The 15,511-nt window shown below is 63.9% G+C and carries 14 protein-coding genes; 7 read left to right on the top strand and 7 right to left on the bottom strand.

What is annotated here, in order from left to right:
- The first annotated feature begins 57 nt into the window (after positions 1–57).
- Positions 58–780 (top strand): hypothetical protein, encoded by a 723-nt coding sequence (locus VQ044_RS06485; RefSeq protein ID WP_327646120.1) that lies wholly within the window; start codon positions 58–60, stop codon positions 778–780.
- A gap of 28 nt (positions 781–808) precedes the next feature.
- Here VQ044_RS06485 and VQ044_RS06480 read toward each other — a convergent pair whose 3' ends face one another.
- Positions 809–2,653, bottom strand: coding sequence for an extracellular solute-binding protein (locus VQ044_RS06480; RefSeq protein ID WP_327646119.1), 1,845 nt, complete (start codon positions 2,651–2,653; stop codon positions 809–811).
- A gap of 223 nt (positions 2,654–2,876) precedes the next feature.
- Between VQ044_RS06480 and VQ044_RS06475 the strand changes: the two genes are divergently transcribed.
- Positions 2,877–3,545: an invasion associated locus B family protein gene (locus VQ044_RS06475; protein WP_327622271.1), complete on the top strand. Its 669-nt coding sequence runs from the start codon at positions 2,877–2,879 to the stop codon at positions 3,543–3,545.
- A 104-nt stretch (positions 3,546–3,649) separates the two neighbouring features.
- Here VQ044_RS06475 and hspQ read toward each other — a convergent pair whose 3' ends face one another.
- Positions 3,650–3,973 (bottom strand): heat shock protein HspQ, encoded by a 324-nt coding sequence (hspQ, locus tag VQ044_RS06470; protein ID WP_327622147.1) that lies wholly within the window; start codon positions 3,971–3,973, stop codon positions 3,650–3,652.
- A gap of 125 nt (positions 3,974–4,098) precedes the next feature.
- Here hspQ and VQ044_RS06465 point away from each other — a divergent pair, with 125 nt between their 5' ends.
- Complete coding sequence (locus VQ044_RS06465) at positions 4,099–5,061, top strand: AEC family transporter (protein ID WP_327646117.1); 963 nt, start codon at positions 4,099–4,101, stop codon at positions 5,059–5,061.
- On the opposite strand, the gene VQ044_RS06460 is transcribed toward VQ044_RS06465, so the two are convergent.
- Positions 5,029–6,243 (bottom strand): UbiH/UbiF family hydroxylase, encoded by a 1,215-nt coding sequence (locus VQ044_RS06460; protein ID WP_327646115.1) that lies wholly within the window; start codon positions 6,241–6,243, stop codon positions 5,029–5,031. The two genes, VQ044_RS06465 and VQ044_RS06460, sit on opposite strands and share 33 nt — an antisense overlap.
- A gap of 155 nt (positions 6,244–6,398) precedes the next feature.
- Here VQ044_RS06460 and pcsA point away from each other — a divergent pair, with 155 nt between their 5' ends.
- The 4 genes from pcsA (at position 6,399) to VQ044_RS06440 (ending at position 12,217) form a co-directional block, all read left to right on the top strand.
- Complete coding sequence (gene pcsA, locus VQ044_RS06455) at positions 6,399–7,124, top strand: phosphatidylcholine synthase (protein WP_327622150.1); 726 nt, start codon at positions 6,399–6,401, stop codon at positions 7,122–7,124.
- Positions 7,125–7,252: 128 nt separating this feature from the next.
- A complete protein-coding gene (locus tag VQ044_RS06450; RefSeq protein WP_327622151.1) occupies positions 7,253–8,227 on the top strand; it encodes a quinone oxidoreductase family protein in 975 nt (324 codons plus the stop codon).
- Between the two features lie 126 nt (positions 8,228–8,353).
- Positions 8,354–9,655: an amidohydrolase family protein gene (locus tag VQ044_RS06445; protein ID WP_327646114.1), complete on the top strand. Its 1,302-nt coding sequence runs from the start codon at positions 8,354–8,356 to the stop codon at positions 9,653–9,655.
- A gap of 177 nt (positions 9,656–9,832) precedes the next feature.
- Entirely contained in the window at positions 9,833–12,217 is a 2,385-nt protein-coding gene (locus VQ044_RS06440; protein ID WP_327646113.1) for an oxidoreductase, read from the top strand.
- Positions 12,218–12,239: 22 nt separating this feature from the next.
- On the opposite strand, the gene VQ044_RS06435 is transcribed toward VQ044_RS06440, so the two are convergent.
- Genes VQ044_RS06435 through VQ044_RS06420 form a run of 4 tightly spaced genes read right to left on the bottom strand, consistent with a single transcriptional unit; the run spans position 12,240 to position 15,508 of the window.
- Positions 12,240–12,482, bottom strand: coding sequence for an Lrp/AsnC family transcriptional regulator (locus VQ044_RS06435; RefSeq protein ID WP_327622154.1), 243 nt, complete (start codon positions 12,480–12,482; stop codon positions 12,240–12,242).
- 54 nt (positions 12,483–12,536) lie between these two features.
- Positions 12,537–13,397 carry an alpha/beta hydrolase gene (locus VQ044_RS06430; RefSeq protein ID WP_327646111.1) on the bottom strand — a complete coding sequence of 287 codons (861 nt, stop codon included), beginning with the start codon at positions 13,395–13,397 and terminating at the stop codon, positions 12,537–12,539.
- A gap of 18 nt (positions 13,398–13,415) precedes the next feature.
- Entirely contained in the window at positions 13,416–13,853 is a 438-nt protein-coding gene (locus VQ044_RS06425) for a RidA family protein (protein ID WP_327622272.1), read from the bottom strand.
- Positions 13,854–13,867: 14 nt separating this feature from the next.
- A complete protein-coding gene (locus VQ044_RS06420; RefSeq protein ID WP_327646110.1) occupies positions 13,868–15,508 on the bottom strand; it encodes a benzoate-CoA ligase family protein in 1,641 nt (546 codons plus the stop codon).
- Positions 15,509–15,511: the final 3 nt, after the last annotated feature.

Raw genomic sequence — 15,511 nt, 5'->3', positions numbered from 1 at the left:
GTATCCCCCTGATGCCCCTTCCACAATTTGGCCGTCTGGGCGGGCGAAGGCGCACGGATGATCAAATATCGTCTCTCGCTTTCCCGGTCCGCCGTCAGGCAGCGTCTTTTCGCCGCGATCGCTGTGTCCCTTGCGATCGCTTCTAACGCGCATGCCCAGGATGTCGGAGCTGACGGCCTCGTCGATGCGGATTTCGCAACGCTGGTCGCGATCGAGGACCGGTTGAACGCCGCTGACATTTGCCAGCCGCTCCAGTTCGATCTGCGCACGGTTTCATCGCTCGTCGGTTTGCCGATTCCCGCCTTCATTCCGATCGACACGAACCTTCGATGGGATCAGAACCGCCATCGGGTGACGCGTTTCGCATCGACGCCGACCGATGTCGTCCTGGATTTCCGGATGGGGTGCCAACCGAGCACCAATGGCGCGGTTCTCGACTATGTCGGCCTGTCGCCCGACAAGGTCCGGCTCGACGACGCAGTGTCCTGCAGGGGCGAGCGGATGGCGAACGGCGACCTCGATACGCTGGTCTGCACGGTGGAGGGAAAGGTCGGCAAGCTTCTCGCCAAGACCATCATCGGCCTGTCCGACAAGGTCGGACGGCTCTTGCCGATGCAGTTGGCCGTAGTGGTTCCGGCCACTCTAGCACAGACGACAGTGCCGGATACCCGGACCGACGCGCCACCCGGTGCCAGCGACCCGGTCGACACCGCCGTGTCGCCGGCCGCAGATACAGCGAAGAAGACGCCGACGACGCCTCGGCCGTCAGGCGACGAGTGATAGCGGCCGCTCGTCGCCCGAGGGCGCGTTATTTTGCGTCCGGCGCCTTCCAGAACGTCGGCAGCTGATAGCCATAAAGCGGCGTCGTGTCGGGGTGCTCAATGAACTTCCAGCGGGCCAGCCACTGCTCCGGCAGGTGGAACAGCGGCACGACATAGTGGCCCGAAATCAGCACGCGGTCATAGGCGCGCACCGCGTCGACGAAGGCCTCGCGGCTGCGTGCCGAGACGATCTCGTTAATCAGCTTGTCGAGGGCCGGGTCGGCGACACCTGCGAAATTGAACGTTCCGTTGGCGTCCTTCGAGATCGATCCCCAGCGATAGACCTGCTCGGCGCCTGGCGACAGCGAGGCGCTGTAGGTCGCGATGATCATGTCGAAGTCGTAGGCTGACTTGCGCGCCTGATACTGGGCGTCGTCGACCTGCCGGATCGTCGTCTGGACGCCGATTCGGTCGAGGGTCCGCTTATAGGCGAGGCCGATCCGCTCCTGTTCCGGCGATTGCACCAGAATCTCGAACGACAGCGGCTTGCCGTCGGGACTGACGAGCGAGCGCCCCTCGAAGCGGTAGCCGGCTTCCTGGAAAGCCTTGGCCGCCGCCTGCAGCACCTTGCGATCGCTGCCGCTGCCATCGGTCACCGGGGGCGCATAGGTCCCATCCATGACATCCGGATCAATCTGATTGGCATAGTCCGCAAGCAGCGCCTTTTCGGCCTCGGATGCCGGATTGCCGGCACTGGACAGCTCGGAATTCTGGAAGAAGCTCCCCGTCCGTTTGTAGGCGTCGTAATAAAGATTGCGGTTGGCCCATTCGAAGTCGAACAGCATCGACAGCGCCTTCCGGACCGCTCGATCCTCGAAAACCGGCCGGCGGGTGTTGAACACGAAGGCGAGCATGTTCGACGGTGCGCCGGAGGTGAAGGTCTCCTTGACGACGTCGCCGTTCGTCACCGCGGGAAAATCATAGGCCGTGCGCCAATGGTTCGGATCGCCCTCGATATAGACGTAGGACAGCCCCTTCTTGAACGCCTCGAACTGGGCGTTGGAATCGCGAAAATACTCGATGACGATGGTGTCGTAGTTGTCGACGCCTTGCTTGATGGGCAGGTCGCGGCCCCAATAATCCGGGTTCTTCTTGTAGGTGATGCGCTGGCCGGGCTCGACCTTGTCGATCAGATACGGCCCCGAGCCGGTCACCGGCTCCAATGTCGTCCGCTCAAACGTGTCGCGATCGAAGGCGTGCTCGGGAAGCACCGGCAGCCCTGAAATGAGGAGAGGAGTTTCGCGGTCGGCGGTCGCGTCGAAGGTGAAGCGAACGCCGTTTGCGCCAGCCTTCTCGATCTTGACCGCCGGCCGCAGCCAGTTGGCGTACATCGGCCGGCCATGCTCGCGCAGCATCTCGACCGTGAACAGCACGTCCTCCGGCCGGACGGGCTCGCCATCGGAAAATTTCGCCGCCGGATTGAGCTGGAATTCCACGAAGCTGCGCTCGGCGTCGGTCTCGACGGTTTCGGCAAGCAGCCCGTACATGGTGAAGGGTTCGTCCGCCGAGCGCTGCATCATAGGCTCGAAGACCAGATTGCCGAATTCCTTGTCGAACCAGATGCCCCGCGCCGTGGTCAGCGCGCCGCGCACGATCACCGGGTTGAGATTGTCGAAGGTCCCGAAGACGCCGTAACGCATCGTGCCGCCCTGTGGCGCGTCCGGGTTCACAAAGGGCAGACGCTCGAAATTCGCGAGCAGGGCCGGCTCACCCTGCATGGCGATCGCATGCTGAGGCTCGGCCGTACCGGGCACGGTGAACGCCGCGAGAAGAGTCACGACGACAGGCGCCAGGAAGCTCGCGCGGCGCTTGGCTGAAAAAAGGATCTGCATGCGGATGGACGAGCTCCCGATGGTTGTTTGCGTTCCGCGATTCTAACGGCAAAGCCCTGTCTTGCCTACCGCGACAACGGCGGGTGCAGCGCAATCGAGGCCTTCAAACGGCCGCATTTGCGAAACAGGGCGTGGGCCGCTAAGGAACACTGTTTCCCGATTTTGTTTATGCCGAGAGGATTTGAAGCCTGTGACGCACCGTTTGTCGAACGCTTCCACCACGATGCTCGCCGCCGGGCTGGTCGGACTTGCGACGCTTGCCGTCGGCGTTTCAGGGGCGATCGCCCAGGACGCCAAGCCCGCCGCCGGCCAGGCGCGGGCTGCCAACCCCGCACAAGCCCAGGCGATTCCCGCCGAATGGTTCAAGGTCTGCTCGACCCAGGGTGAAAACGAAATCTGCAACACCCAATACACGATGATCGCCGATACGCGGCAGTTGATCACCGCGGTCAACCTGATCAACGTCAAGGGCAAGGTGAACCAGAAGGTCATCCAGGCCGTCGTCCCGACCGGACGGGTCATTCCCGCCGGCGTTCAGATGAAGGTCGACGACGAAAAGCCGCAGACGCTGAACTATTCAGTTTGCTTCGCCGACCGCTGCATCGCCGAGGCTGAACTGACCGATGCCCTGGTTGCTTCGATGAAGCGCGGCAAGCAGATGACGGTGACGTCGATCAACTTCCAGCGCCAGGCCAATCCGATCCCGATCAGCCTGTCCGGATTCACCCAGGCCTTCGACGGGGCTCCCAAGGCTGAGCCGGAGCTGGCCCAGCGCCAGAAGGAGCTGAACGAGGCCTTGCAGAAGCAAGCCGACGAGCGGCGCAAGAAGTTCGAGGATGCCCAGAAGGCGGCCAAGGACAACACCGGCGAGGCCAAGCCCGCCGCGCAATAAGCAAGACCTGGCTCGGCGGGACCATTTTCCGAAGGATCAAACGGCGGCGTCAGCCGCCGTTTGCTTGTCCGCGCGCGGCACGCCGTCTTGCGACCGCGGCAGGTTCAATTGCGGTGGGCACCTTTCAGTTGGTACGAACCATCGATGGGGCCATCGAAGATCTCGCCGATCTGAGGATGGCGAACCGGGACCCCGGTCTCATCGGGCAGGAGGTTTTGCTCCGAGACATAGGCGATATATTCGCTCTCCGCGTTCTCGGCGAAGAGATGATAGAATGGCTGGTCCTTGCGCGGACGCACGTCCTCTGGGATCGAGTTATACCATTCTTCGGTATTGTCGAACTCTGGATCCACGTCGAAAATGACACCGCGGAACGGATACATGCGATGGCAGACGACTTGTCCAATGAAGAAGCGGGCAGTTTGCATCAAATTCACGACTCCCTTAAGGGACCGGCAATAGCCAATCTGGAAGCGACAACGCAAGCGCGTCCGTCTCTGCCGCCGACGAACCGCCCACCGATGACGCTTTCTCTCACACCCCGGACTGCCCGTTGATCGCGATCGTCGGCCTGATCTCGCCGTTCTTCGGCCTGATCGCGCTCGGCTTCGCCACCGGTCGGATCGTCCGCCATCCGGTGGACGGGCTCGCCTGGCTCAACGTCTTCATCATCTATATCGCGCTCCCGGCGCTGTTCTTCCAGCTTTTGTCGAAAACCCCGGTCGAAAAGCTCGCCAGCGGCGGCTTTATCGCCGCGACGACGCTGGCAACTTTCGTCATCTTCGCCCTGGGCTTCGCGGTGGCGTTGGCGAGAACGCGGGGCGACATTCCCGTTGCGACGATTCAGGGGCTCGCCGGAGCCTACGGCAATATCGGCTATATGGGTCCGGGACTGGCCCTTGTCGCCATCGGCCCGGAAGCCGCGGTTCCGGTGGCGCTGATCTTTTGTTTCGACAACACCCTGCATTTCACCATGGCGCCGCTGATGATGGCGCTGGGCGGCGATCGCAAGGGATCGCCCGCGAAAATCGCGCTCGGCGTGGTGGTCAAGATCGTCACGCACCCGTTCATCATCGCGACCGTCCTGGGGGTCGCCGCCGCCATCGTCGGGGCCACGCCCCCGGAGCCTGTGGACCGCTTCCTCCAGCTTCTCGCCAACGCGGCGGCGCCCTGCGCGCTGTTCGCGATGGGCGTGACGCTGGCGCTGCGGCCATTGAAACGGGTGCCGGTGGAACTTGGCTATATCGTGCCGATCAAGCTCGTGCTGCATCCGCTTGCCGTGTGGCTGCTGCTGGGGCTTTTCGGGAACTTCGATCCGGTCTGGGTGAAGAGCGCGATTCTACTCGCCAGCCTGCCGACGGCGACCAACGTCTTCGTCATCGCGCAGCAATACGGCGTGTGGGTGGAGCGCGCCTCGGCGTCGGTACTAGTGACCACGGTGTGCTCCGTCGCCTCGGTCACGCTGTTGCTCTTCCTGATCTCATCAGGGATCGTTCCGGCCGATCCCTTCGCGTAGTGATCGGGAAACTCCGGTCAGTCCTGCGCCGGGCGACAAACCCTCCCGCATGGCGAACTGGCGCAGAAACGGAACGCTCCGCATCGCGGCCAACCCGGCGGTCCGCGCGAACTGCGTGGGCAGGAAGTCGGCGAGAAGCGAGCGGTTGAGAAGATCGACGCCGACGGTGCGCGAGCGGACGTCCACCCGGCGGGCCGCTTCGTAACGCGACAGCGTCGCCCTCTGGCCGGGATCGTCGCGGCTTTCGGAGGCGAACCGGACGATCGCCTCACAGTCCCGCAAGCCCAGATTGAGCCCCTGTGCCCCGATCGGCGGAAAGGCATGACCCGCTTCTCCCACGAGAGCCAGACGCTCGCCGGTCATCCGGTCGACCGATGCCCCGGACAGGGGAAAGCGCTGGATGGGCTCCTCGATTTCGACCGAACCGAGAATCGAATGCATCTTGTCCTCGACCATGCGCGCGAGCCGGTCCGGCTTCAGGTCGACATAGAGTTCTGCCAGCTCGGGCTCCTCGACCCACACGAGGGATGAACGCCGGCCGGGCAGCGGCACCTGCGTGAACGGGCCGGCCCGCGTATGGAATTCCGTCGAGACGGAATGATGATCGATGCGATGGCGAAAGTTGAAGACGATGGCGCTCTGCGGATAGGTCCATTGCCGGACGCCGATTCCGGCCGCCTCGCGCATTGGCGAGCGGCGCCCGTCGGCGGCCACGACCAGCTCGACGCAATAGGACCCCCCATCCTCGAGCGTCACCACGGCCCGGTCGCCTTCGATCGTGAAGCCCCGTGCTGCCGTCTCCCGAACCTCCAACTCCGTCGCCTCCGCGACGCCCTCGCTGAGCGCCGCCTGGAGATCGGCGTTGAGAACATTGTAGCCGAATGAGGCCAGGCCGATTTCGCTGGCGCGGAACTCCACGACCGGCGCGCGAAACAGGCGCTTGGTGTCGTCGATGAGCCGCATCACCGCCAAGGGTGCCGCTTTTGCGCCGAGCCGATCCATTACGCCCAGACTGGACAAAAAGGCGACAGAATCGCCCAAAAGCGCGGTGCTGCGCCCATCCGGCGTCGACTTCGGCGCGATCAGCACGGTGTCGAAGCCGGCGGCGGCAAAAGCCAGCGCGGTGGCGGTTCCCGCCAATCCGCCTCCGACGACGGCGATCTCTCTACGCTCTGTGGCCACTTGCACAATCTCCCGCCGTTTATCCGGTGAAATGGTCGGAAACCGCGAGCGGTGTCGCTCGTTTCGCTTGGAATCCCGACATACGCCGGTTACAGCGGATGGCAATGGTCGTTGGCCGAGGGGCGGCGAAAAGCGACAGCGCAGCGTGGGGATTTATGGCAGACGAAGTCACCGCCTTCGATAAATGGCGCGCCTTCGGCGTGCATCTTTTGACCGCCAGCGGTGCCTTCCTCGCGTTCATGTCGGTCATTGCGGCGGCGGAGCAGCGCTGGGTAGCGATGTTCGGTTGGTTGGGCTTCGCGCTGTTCGTCGACGGGATCGATGGACCGCTGGCCCGGCGGATCGAGATCAAGCGGGTGCTACCCAATTGGTCGGGGGATCTCCTTGATTCGATCATCGACTATGCGACCTTCGTCATGATCCCCGCCGTCGCTCTCTATCTATCGGGCATGATCGGCCGGCCATGGTCGTTCGTCGCCGCGGCGCTGATCGTCATCTCCAGCGCGATCTATTATGCGGACCTCCGCATGAAGACGAAGGACAATTTCTTTCGCGGATTTCCGGTCGCCTGGAACATGGTCGTCTTCACGTTTTTCGCCATTCAGCCGAACGAGTGGACCGCATTCGCGTTCGTGGTCTTCTGCTCCGCGGCAACTTTCCTGCCAATCAAATTCCTGCATCCGGTGCGCGTCGAGCGGTTGCGTGGCGTCAATCTCGGCGTCTTCGCGATCTGGTCCGTTCTGGGGCTCGCCGCGCTGTTTTCCGACTTCGCGCCGCTGTGGTGGATCAAATGGGGACTTGTCGCCTCCGGCCTCTATCTGTTCGCCATCGGCGGCGTCCTCCAGATGGTCGACCGCCTGCGGGGCGTTTCGCACGATTAGCGCGGAATGAGGAAAAGTGGGAACCGGTTTTCCACCCGCATTCCGCGCTGAGTTTATGGACTCGATGACGACGAAACCGGATCGAAGGTTTCGATTTCATCGTGATCTGGGAATAACGGGAGTGAAGCATGAGCAAGGCAATTGTCGTTCACGAAGTGGGTGGCCCGGAGGTCCTGAAGTGGGAGGATCACGATCCGGGTCGGCCGGGTCCCGGCCAGATTCTGGTCGATCAGAAGGCGGCCGGCCTCAACTTCATCGACGTCTATTTCCGCACCGGGGTCTACAAGTCACCGACGATGCCCTTCGTTCTCGGCAAGGAGGGTGCGGGCGTCGTCTCCGAAGTCGGGGAGGGGGTCGACCGCTTCCAGGTGGGTGACCGCGTCGCCTATAACGGCGTCACCGGCAGCTATGCCGAACGGCTCGTGACCGAGGCGGACAAGGCCGTGAAGCTGCCCGACTCGATCGACTTCAAGACCGCCGCGGCGATCATGCTGAAGGGCATGACGGCGGAATATCTTCTGCGGCGGACCTTCAAGGTAGGGCCGGACACGGTCCTTCTGTTCCACGCCGCAGCCGGCGGTGTCGGCCTGATCGCCGGACAATGGGCCAAGCATCTCGGCGCGACCGTGATCGGAACAGCCGGCACGCCGGAAAAGTGCAAGCTGGCCCGCGAGAACGGCTGCGACCATGTGATCAACTACCGCGAGGAGGATTTCGTCGAACGAGTGAGGGAGATCACCGACGGACGCAAATGCGACGTCGTCTACGATTCGGTCGGCAAGGACACCTTTCCGGGAAGCCTCGATTGCCTGAAGAATCGCGGCCTGTGGGTCGCCTTCGGCCAGTCCTCCGGCAAACTGCCAGATATCGACCTCGGCATTCTCAACCAGAAGGGATCGCTCTACGCGACCCGACCGAGCCTGTTCGGCTACAACACCAATCGCGAGGAACTCGACGCCTCGGCCAAGGCGCTGTTCGACGTCATCGAATCGGGCGTGGTAAAGATCACCATCGGCCAGACCTATCCGGTGTCCGAGGCGGCCCAGGCGCACCGCGATCTCGAAGGGCGAAAGACGACCGGCGCGACCGTCTTGACGATCTAGCCGTCTGCTCCCGGACCGAGAACGCCGTCGCGTGGGAATTGCGGCGGCGCCACTTCGGTGCAAACGCCTTGCATACGACGCAACGGGGGTCGCCAAAACTGAATCCCCGCGCGCTGGAGCGATCCGATGTTCGACCTCGTGGTCACCAACGCCAATCTGCCCGATGGCCGCAACGGGATCGACATCGCGGTTCGCGACGGCCGGATCGCCGCTGTCGAACGCGGCATCGGTGCCGAAGCCGCCGCGACGATCGACGCCTCCAATCGTTTGGTCTCGCCGCCCTTCGTCGATCCGCATTTCCACATGGACGCCACACTGTCGCTGGGTCTCCCCCGGATGAACCAGTCCGGAACGCTGCTGGAGGGCATCGCGCTGTGGGGCGAGTTGAAGCCGCTCCTGACCCGCGAGGCTCTGGTCGAGCGAGCGCTGCGCTACTGCGATCTCGCCGTCGCGCAAGGCCTGCTCGCCATCCGCAGCCATGTCGACGTCAGCGACCCGCGTCTCGTCACTGTCGAAGCGCTGCTCGAGGTCAGGGACCGGGTCAAACCTTATCTCGACCTGCAACTCGTGGCGTTTCCGCAGGATGGCTATCTGCGCGCGCCCGGCGCCGCCGACGCGCTCGCCCGCGCTCTGGACATGGGCGTCGATATCGTCGGCGGCATTCCGCATTTCGAGCGAACGATGGCGGAGGGGGCCGCCTCGGTCGCGGCGCTCTGCCGGATCGCCGCCGAGCGGGGCCTTCCCGTCGACATGCATTGCGACGAATCCGACGACCCCCTGTCCCGCCATGTCGAGACCCTGGCGGCTGAAACTATCCGGCACGGGCTTCAGGGCCGGGTCGCCGGCTCTCACCTCACCTCCATGCATTCGATGGACAATTATTACGTCTCGAAGCTGATCCCCTTGATCCACGAAGCTGGAATGCATGTCATCCCGAACCCGCTGATCAACATCACGTTGCAGGGCCGCCATGACAGCTATCCCAAGCGCCGTGGCATGACCCGCGTGCCGGAACTGATGGCCGCCGGGATCAACGTCGCCTTCGGCCACGACTGCGTGATGGACCCCTGGTACGCGCTCGGCTCCGGCGACATGCTCGAGGTCGCGCACATGGCCATCCACGTCGGCCAGATGACCTCGCGCGAGGCGATGCGCGCCTGCTTCGACGCGGTCACCGTCAATTCCGCTCGGGTCATGGGGCTCGACGGTTATGGCCTCGCTGTCGGCAACCACGCCGATTTCCTCGTCCTGCAGGCGGCGGACCCGATCGAGGCCATCCGCCTCAAGGCGCATCGACTGGCGGTGGTGCGAAGAGGGCGGATACTCGCCCGATCGGAACCACGGGTGAGCCGATTGTTCCTCGACGGCCGCGATGCGATTGTCGATGCCGCCGCCTACGCGCCGCAAGCCGGACGCGATTCCGATTGATCACTTGATAAGCGACGATCGAAGCCGGGCAGATAGGCATGGCGGGTCGGCACTACGTCCGTTGCGATGAGTCCCGACCGTGGGGAGGTGGCGCGCCGAAGTCCGGACTTGCAAAGAGATAGTTTAACTATAAAATATCTTGTGCGATGACCCGTTCGACCCGACAGGAGAGAGCCCATGCGTATCACCGTGGTCGGTGGCGGTCCTGGGGGCCTCTATTTCGCCCTCCTGACCAAGAAGCGGCAGCCGGACTGGTCGGTCGAAATCTACGAGCAGAACCGCGCCGACGACACGTTTGGCTTCGGTGTCGTATTCTCCGACGAGACGCTGCACGAGTTTCTGTCGCGTGACCGCGAATCCTTCGATCGCATCCGCACCGAATTCGCCTATTGGGACGACGTCGCGATCCACAAGCAGGGCGCCGAGATGCGCTGCGCCGGCAACGGCTTTGCCGGCATCTCACGGATGAAGCTTCTCGCCATTTTGCAGCAGCGCTGCCGGGAGGAGGGGGTGGACCTGCACTTTTCCGAGGCCGTTCTACCGGAGGAGATCGCCACCCGCTTCACCGATTCCGACATCGTCGTCGCCGCCGATGGCGTGAACTCGCGCATTCGCGAGCATTTTCGTGAGGCCTTCCAGCCCGAGGTGACGATCAAGTCGAACCGCTTCTGCTGGATGGGCTCGACCCGGCCGATGGACGAGTTCAACTATTTCTTCCGCGAAACCGAGCACGGCATCGTCTGCGCCCATTGCTACCAGTACGAGCCGGGTCGCTCGACCTGGGTGTTCGAGATGGATGAGGCCTGCTTTCAGGGCCTCGGCTTTTCGGAGACCGACGAGGAGGATTCCCGCGCCAGGCTCGAAGCGCTCTACGAGGACGAGCTGGAGGGGCACGGTCTGTTGCTCAACCGTTCGCAATGGCGCCGGTTTCCCCGCATTTTTTGCCATCGCTGGTCGCACGAGAACATCGTGCTGCTCGGCGATGCCAAGGCCTCGGCGCATTTTTCGATTGGCTCGGGCACCAAGCTCGCCATGGAATGCGCGATCTCCCTGTCCGATGCGGTCGTCGAACACGGCGAAACGAGCGTCGAGGCGGCGTTCGCGACCTATGACGCGGAGCGGCGCACGCCCTGCCAGATCATCCAGCACAATGCCGACGTGTCGCTCGCCTGGTTCGAGCATATGAACCGCTCCTGGGACATGAGCCCGGAGCAGTTCTCGATGGTCGTCATGTGCCGGGCGAAGTCGATCACCTACGACAATCTGATCGTCCGCGATCCTCGCTTCGTCGAGCAGGTCGACACCGCCTTCTACGAGCAGCTTTATCGCGAGACCGGCGACGATTACCGCGACAGTCGGCCAACGCCCATGTTCACCAAATTCCGGCTTCGCGACATGGAGGTTCAGAACCGCGTGGTGATGTCGCCGATGGCGCAATATTCGGCCGACGCCAATGGCAATCCGACCGACTGGCACTTCGTCCACTACACCTCGCACGCGCTCGGCGCGCCGGGCCTTGTCTTTACCGAGATGACCTGTCCGTCGGCCGACGCGCGGATTACCCCGGGCTGCACCGGGCTGTGGACCGATCGCCACGAGGCCGAGTGGAAGCGGATCGTCGACTTTGTCCACGCCAACACCACGACCAAGATGGTGATGCAGCTCGGCCATGCCGGTCGCAAGGGCTCGACCCAGCTCGGCTGGGAGAAGATGGACCGGCCGCTGGCGGACGCGGCGAAGAACTGGCAAATCTATTCGGCCTCGCCGATTCCCTATTTCGAGGGTGTCAGCCAGGTTCCGGCGGAACTCGACCGCGCCACAATGGACCGGATTAGGGACGATTTCGTCCAGGCGACGGAGCGGGCGGAGCGGGCCGGCTTCGACATGGTCGAGCTTCATTGCGCCCATGGCTACCTGCTCGCCTCATTCCTCTCGCCGCTGACCAACACGCGCGACGATGAATATGGCGGTGCGATCGAGAACCGGCTGCGCTATCCGCTGGAGGTGTTCGAGGCGATGCGCGCAGTCTGGCCGGCGGAAAAGCCGATGTCGGTGCGCATTTCCGCGACCGACTGGCAGGAAGGGGGTATCGACGAAGGCGACAGCGTCGCGATCTCCAAAGCCTTCGCCGAGGTCGGCTGCGACCTCATCGACGTTTCAGCCGGGCAGACGGTCGCCGACCAGACTCCGATCTATGGCCGGATGTTCCAGGTGCAGTTCGCCGAGGCGATCCGCAACGTGCCGAAGCTGGCGGTGATGGCCGTCGGCGCGATCACCGAGCCGGCGCAGGTCAACACCATCCTGCACACGCGGCGCGCCGATCTCGTCGCGCTCGGCCGTCCGCATCTGTGGAACCCGTATTTCACCCGCGAGGCCGCCGCCTGGTACGACGCGCGCAACCAGCACTGGCCGAAGCAGTATCTTGCCGGATGTGACCAGGCGCATCGCGAACTGGCGAAAAAGCGCGAGCAGGACATTGAAACCCGGCGCAAGGCGAGGCCACGACCGCATGATTCCGGCGATGGTCAGTCGCCTCCGGATCGGCGCGAGGCGGCGGAGTAGGGGGCGGGCCGCGCGATCGACTTCAGCCGAACGCCTTGAAGGCGACCAGCGTAAACGTGTCGGCGACGCCCTCGGTCACCTGGAGACGCTCGGTGACGAAGTGGCCGATGTCCTGGTCATCGCTGAGATAGAATTTGGCGATCAGGTCGTAATGGCCGGACGTGGAGAACACCTCCGAAATTTCCTCGATGTCCTGGATGAGGCTGTCGGCGACTTTGTAGGCCATGCCGGGCTGGCATTTGAACTGGACGAAGATCGGTTTCATGAAGGCTCCTGCCGGGGCGGGCGGCGGTGGTTCGTTTGTCTGGATACGACGGTTTCAGGAGTTCGGGGCACCCGTCAAGATCGCGACGAGTTCGCTCGCCGGATCACGGAGTTCGTCGATGACATCGAAATGATGCTTTCCCGGCCGTTCGACTGCTCGCGTCAGCACGCCGAAACCATGCCAGACATTGGCGAGCAGCGCGTTCTGACGGCGAAATTCGCCCAGTTCGGCGCCACCGACGAGACAGGTGATATCGATATTCGCACGCGGCTCGAGAAGCGCCGGGCTCTCGGCGCGCGCCTCAGCGAGGTCGAGTTGGAGAATGTCGTTCATGCCGGTCGCGAGCAGCGGGCGAAGGTCGTGAACGCCGCTGATCGAAACCGTCCGATCGATGCGGTCTGCCGTGGCGCGCGCGATCGGCGCGTCGGTGCAGAGCATGCGCGAGACGAGGTGGCCGCCGGCGGAATGACCGGAGAGGCGGATCGGCCCGGGAATCTCGCCGGCGACGTGATCGAGGAACGCGCCGATTTCGCGCGTGATCGTGCGGATCGTCGCGTCGGGGCAGAGCGTATAGCTCGGCATTGCGACCGCATAGTCGCGTTGCAGCGCCCCTTCGGCCAGATGCGACCAGAGCGATTTGTCGAAGGCTTTCCAGTAGCCGCCATGGACGAAGACGACGAGACCGAGCGGAGCACCGTCCGGGAGAAACAGATCGTATCGGTTGCGGGGCGCTGGGCCATAGGCGCGATCGAGCCGGGCGCGTCCGGCCGAGGCGAGATGCTCCCGGAAGGCCGCGGCCGCGGCCGCCCATCGCGGCGGATAGGACTGCGATCCGGCGATCGCGGCACTATTGGCATAGGCTGCGTCGAAGTCGGTCAGAGGGGCGGCATCCTGCCGCCATGAAGATTGCACCATGGCGCGTCGCGATCCCGATCAGTCCGGCACGATGGCAGTGGCTTCGATCTCGACCAGCGCCTTCGGCTCGACCAGATCGGAGACCTCGACCAGCGCCATCGCCGGGAAGTGGCGCCCCATGATCCGGCGATAGACGGGGCCGAGTTCGGCCAGCGAAGCGCGGTAGGTGGCAATGCTCCTGACATACCATGTCAGCCGGGCGATGTGCTCAGGTCCGCCACCAGCTTCCGCCACAACGGCGAGCACGTTCTTCAGCGTCTGTTCGACCTGGGCGACGAAGCTCTCGGGGAATTTCTCGCTCTCGTCCCAGCCGATCAGCCCGCCGGTCAGGACCATGTTGCCCCGTCCCATCACGCCGTTGGCATAGCCTTTTGGTGTCGGCCAACCCGCCGGTTGCAAAGCGGTGAGGCTGCCCTTGGCGGTCGGGCGATCGGATGTCGCGGCTTCACCGACGATCGGACGGGTTAGATTCACGCCATTTCTCCCTGGCTGGCTTCCCGTTCCGCCTGCTGGCGCAGTGCGAAGCGTTGCAGTTTGCCCGATTCGGTCTTTGGCAGCGCCTCGACGAAGACGATCGATCGGGGATATTTATAGGGCGCCAGGTCCTGTTTCACATGGTCCTGCAGCGCCTTGGCCAAGGCCGCATCCCCGGCTTGGCCGTCCGCCAGCAGCACATAGGCTTTCACGATACAGCCGCGATCCGCGTCCGGGGCGCCGACGACACCGGCTTCCGCGACGGCCGGATGGGCGAGGAGAGAGGCTTCGACCTCCGGCCCGGCGATGTTGTAGCCGGAGGATACGATCATGTCGTCGTTGCGCGCCTGGAACCAGAAATAGCCGTCCACGTCCACGACATAGGTGTCGCCGGTGATGTTCCAGCCGCTTTGGACATACGCGGCCTGACGGTCGTCGGCGAGGTACCGGCAGCCGACCGGACCGCGCACGGCGAGATGCCCGGGCGTACCGGTCGGGCAGCGCTTTCCGTCGGCGTCGATCACCCGCGCCTCGTAGCCCGGCACCGGTCTGCCGGTGGCGCCCTGCCGGATCTCGTCTTCGCGCGCGGCAATGAAGATATGCAGCATCTCTGTCGCGCCGATCCCGTCCATCAGCTTGAGCCCGGTCGCCTCCAGCCAAACTTCATAGGTCGGAGGTGGCAATGTCTCGCCGGCCGAGACGCATTTGCGCAAGGACGAGAGATCGAACTCCTCGCTCTTGGCCGCGATCGCGCGATAGGCGGTCGGCGCGGTGAAGCAGACGGTCGCACGATAATCGCCGATCGCCTTGGCGAGATCCGGCGGTGCGGCCTTTTCGATCAGCACGGCCGCCGCACCGATCCGGAACGGGAACAGGACAAGGCCGCCGAGGCCGAAGGTGAAGGCGAGCGGTGGAGAGCCGATGAAGACGTCGTCCGCATTCGCCCGCAGCACCTCTTTCGCATAGCAGTCGCAGATGACGAGAAGGTCCCGGTGATAGTGGATCGTCGCCTTGGGAAGGCCTGTGGTTCCGGATGTGAAGCCGAGAAGGCAGGGATCGCCCGCCCGTGTCGCCGGCGGGTCGAATCGGTCGGAGACGTTTTCGAGCAGGTCTCCCAACTCTCCGCCGGCGGTCCCGGACCACGTCACGACGCGGTCGAGCACAGGCGACGCTGCGGCGGCCTTCGCCATCTCGTCGACGAGCGACGCATCGCAGAAAGCCAAGCCGATCTCGGCCTTGCCGATAATCTTGACGAGTTCCTTTGCCCGCAAGAGCGGCATCGTCGCAACGACCACACCGCCGGCCTTGATGACCGCCATATACAGCGCCACCAGCGTCGGATTGTTGGCCGAGCGCAGCAGCACCCGGTTGCCGGGGACGAGGCCAAGCTTACCGACCAGCACATTGGCCATCCGATCGATCAACCGGGCAAGTTCGGCATAGGTCCAGGACACGTCCGGGCCAATCACCGCGATGCGCTCACCGCGACCCTCGGCAACGTGGCGGTCGACGAGTTCGACCGTGGCGTTCAGTTGCGCCGGGTAGCCGAGCCGGTCGAGATTGATGAAGTCCGGCATCAGGTGAGCCGGCGGCAAATTATCGAGGACGAAGGTGTCGACGTGGCACGTGTCGGTCATGGC

This window comes from Aurantimonas sp. C2-5-R2 (assembly GCF_036549495.1).
Taxonomy (GTDB): Bacteria; Pseudomonadota; Alphaproteobacteria; order Rhizobiales; family Rhizobiaceae; genus Aurantimonas; species Aurantimonas coralicida_A.
This window is presented reverse-complemented; position numbering and strand designations above follow the sequence as displayed.

Bases quoted from the DNA above. Each gene is read 5' to 3' on its own strand.
- VQ044_RS06445 (WP_327646114.1), top strand. From the start codon at position 8,354: ATGTTCGACCTCGTGGTCACCAACGCCAATCTGCCCGATGGCCGCAAC.
- VQ044_RS06430 (WP_327646111.1), bottom strand. From the start codon at position 13,397: ATGGTGCAATCTTCATGGCGGCAGGATGCCGCCCCTCTGACCGACTTC.
- VQ044_RS06440 (WP_327646113.1), top strand. From the start codon at position 9,833: ATGCGTATCACCGTGGTCGGTGGCGGTCCTGGGGGCCTCTATTTCGCC.
- VQ044_RS06485 (WP_327646120.1), top strand. From the start codon at position 58: ATGATCAAATATCGTCTCTCGCTTTCCCGGTCCGCCGTCAGGCAGCGT.
- VQ044_RS06480 (WP_327646119.1), bottom strand. From the start codon at position 2,653: ATGCAGATCCTTTTTTCAGCCAAGCGCCGCGCGAGCTTCCTGGCGCCT.
- VQ044_RS06420 (WP_327646110.1), bottom strand. From the start codon at position 15,508: ATGACCGACACGTGCCACGTCGACACCTTCGTCCTCGATAATTTGCCG.
- pcsA (WP_327622150.1), top strand. From the start codon at position 6,399: ATGGCAGACGAAGTCACCGCCTTCGATAAATGGCGCGCCTTCGGCGTG.
- VQ044_RS06475 (WP_327622271.1), top strand. From the start codon at position 2,877: ATGCTCGCCGCCGGGCTGGTCGGACTTGCGACGCTTGCCGTCGGCGTT.
- VQ044_RS06450 (WP_327622151.1), top strand. From the start codon at position 7,253: ATGAGCAAGGCAATTGTCGTTCACGAAGTGGGTGGCCCGGAGGTCCTG.
- hspQ (WP_327622147.1), bottom strand. From the start codon at position 3,973: ATGCAAACTGCCCGCTTCTTCATTGGACAAGTCGTCTGCCATCGCATG.
- VQ044_RS06435 (WP_327622154.1), bottom strand. From the start codon at position 12,482: ATGAAACCGATCTTCGTCCAGTTCAAATGCCAGCCCGGCATGGCCTAC.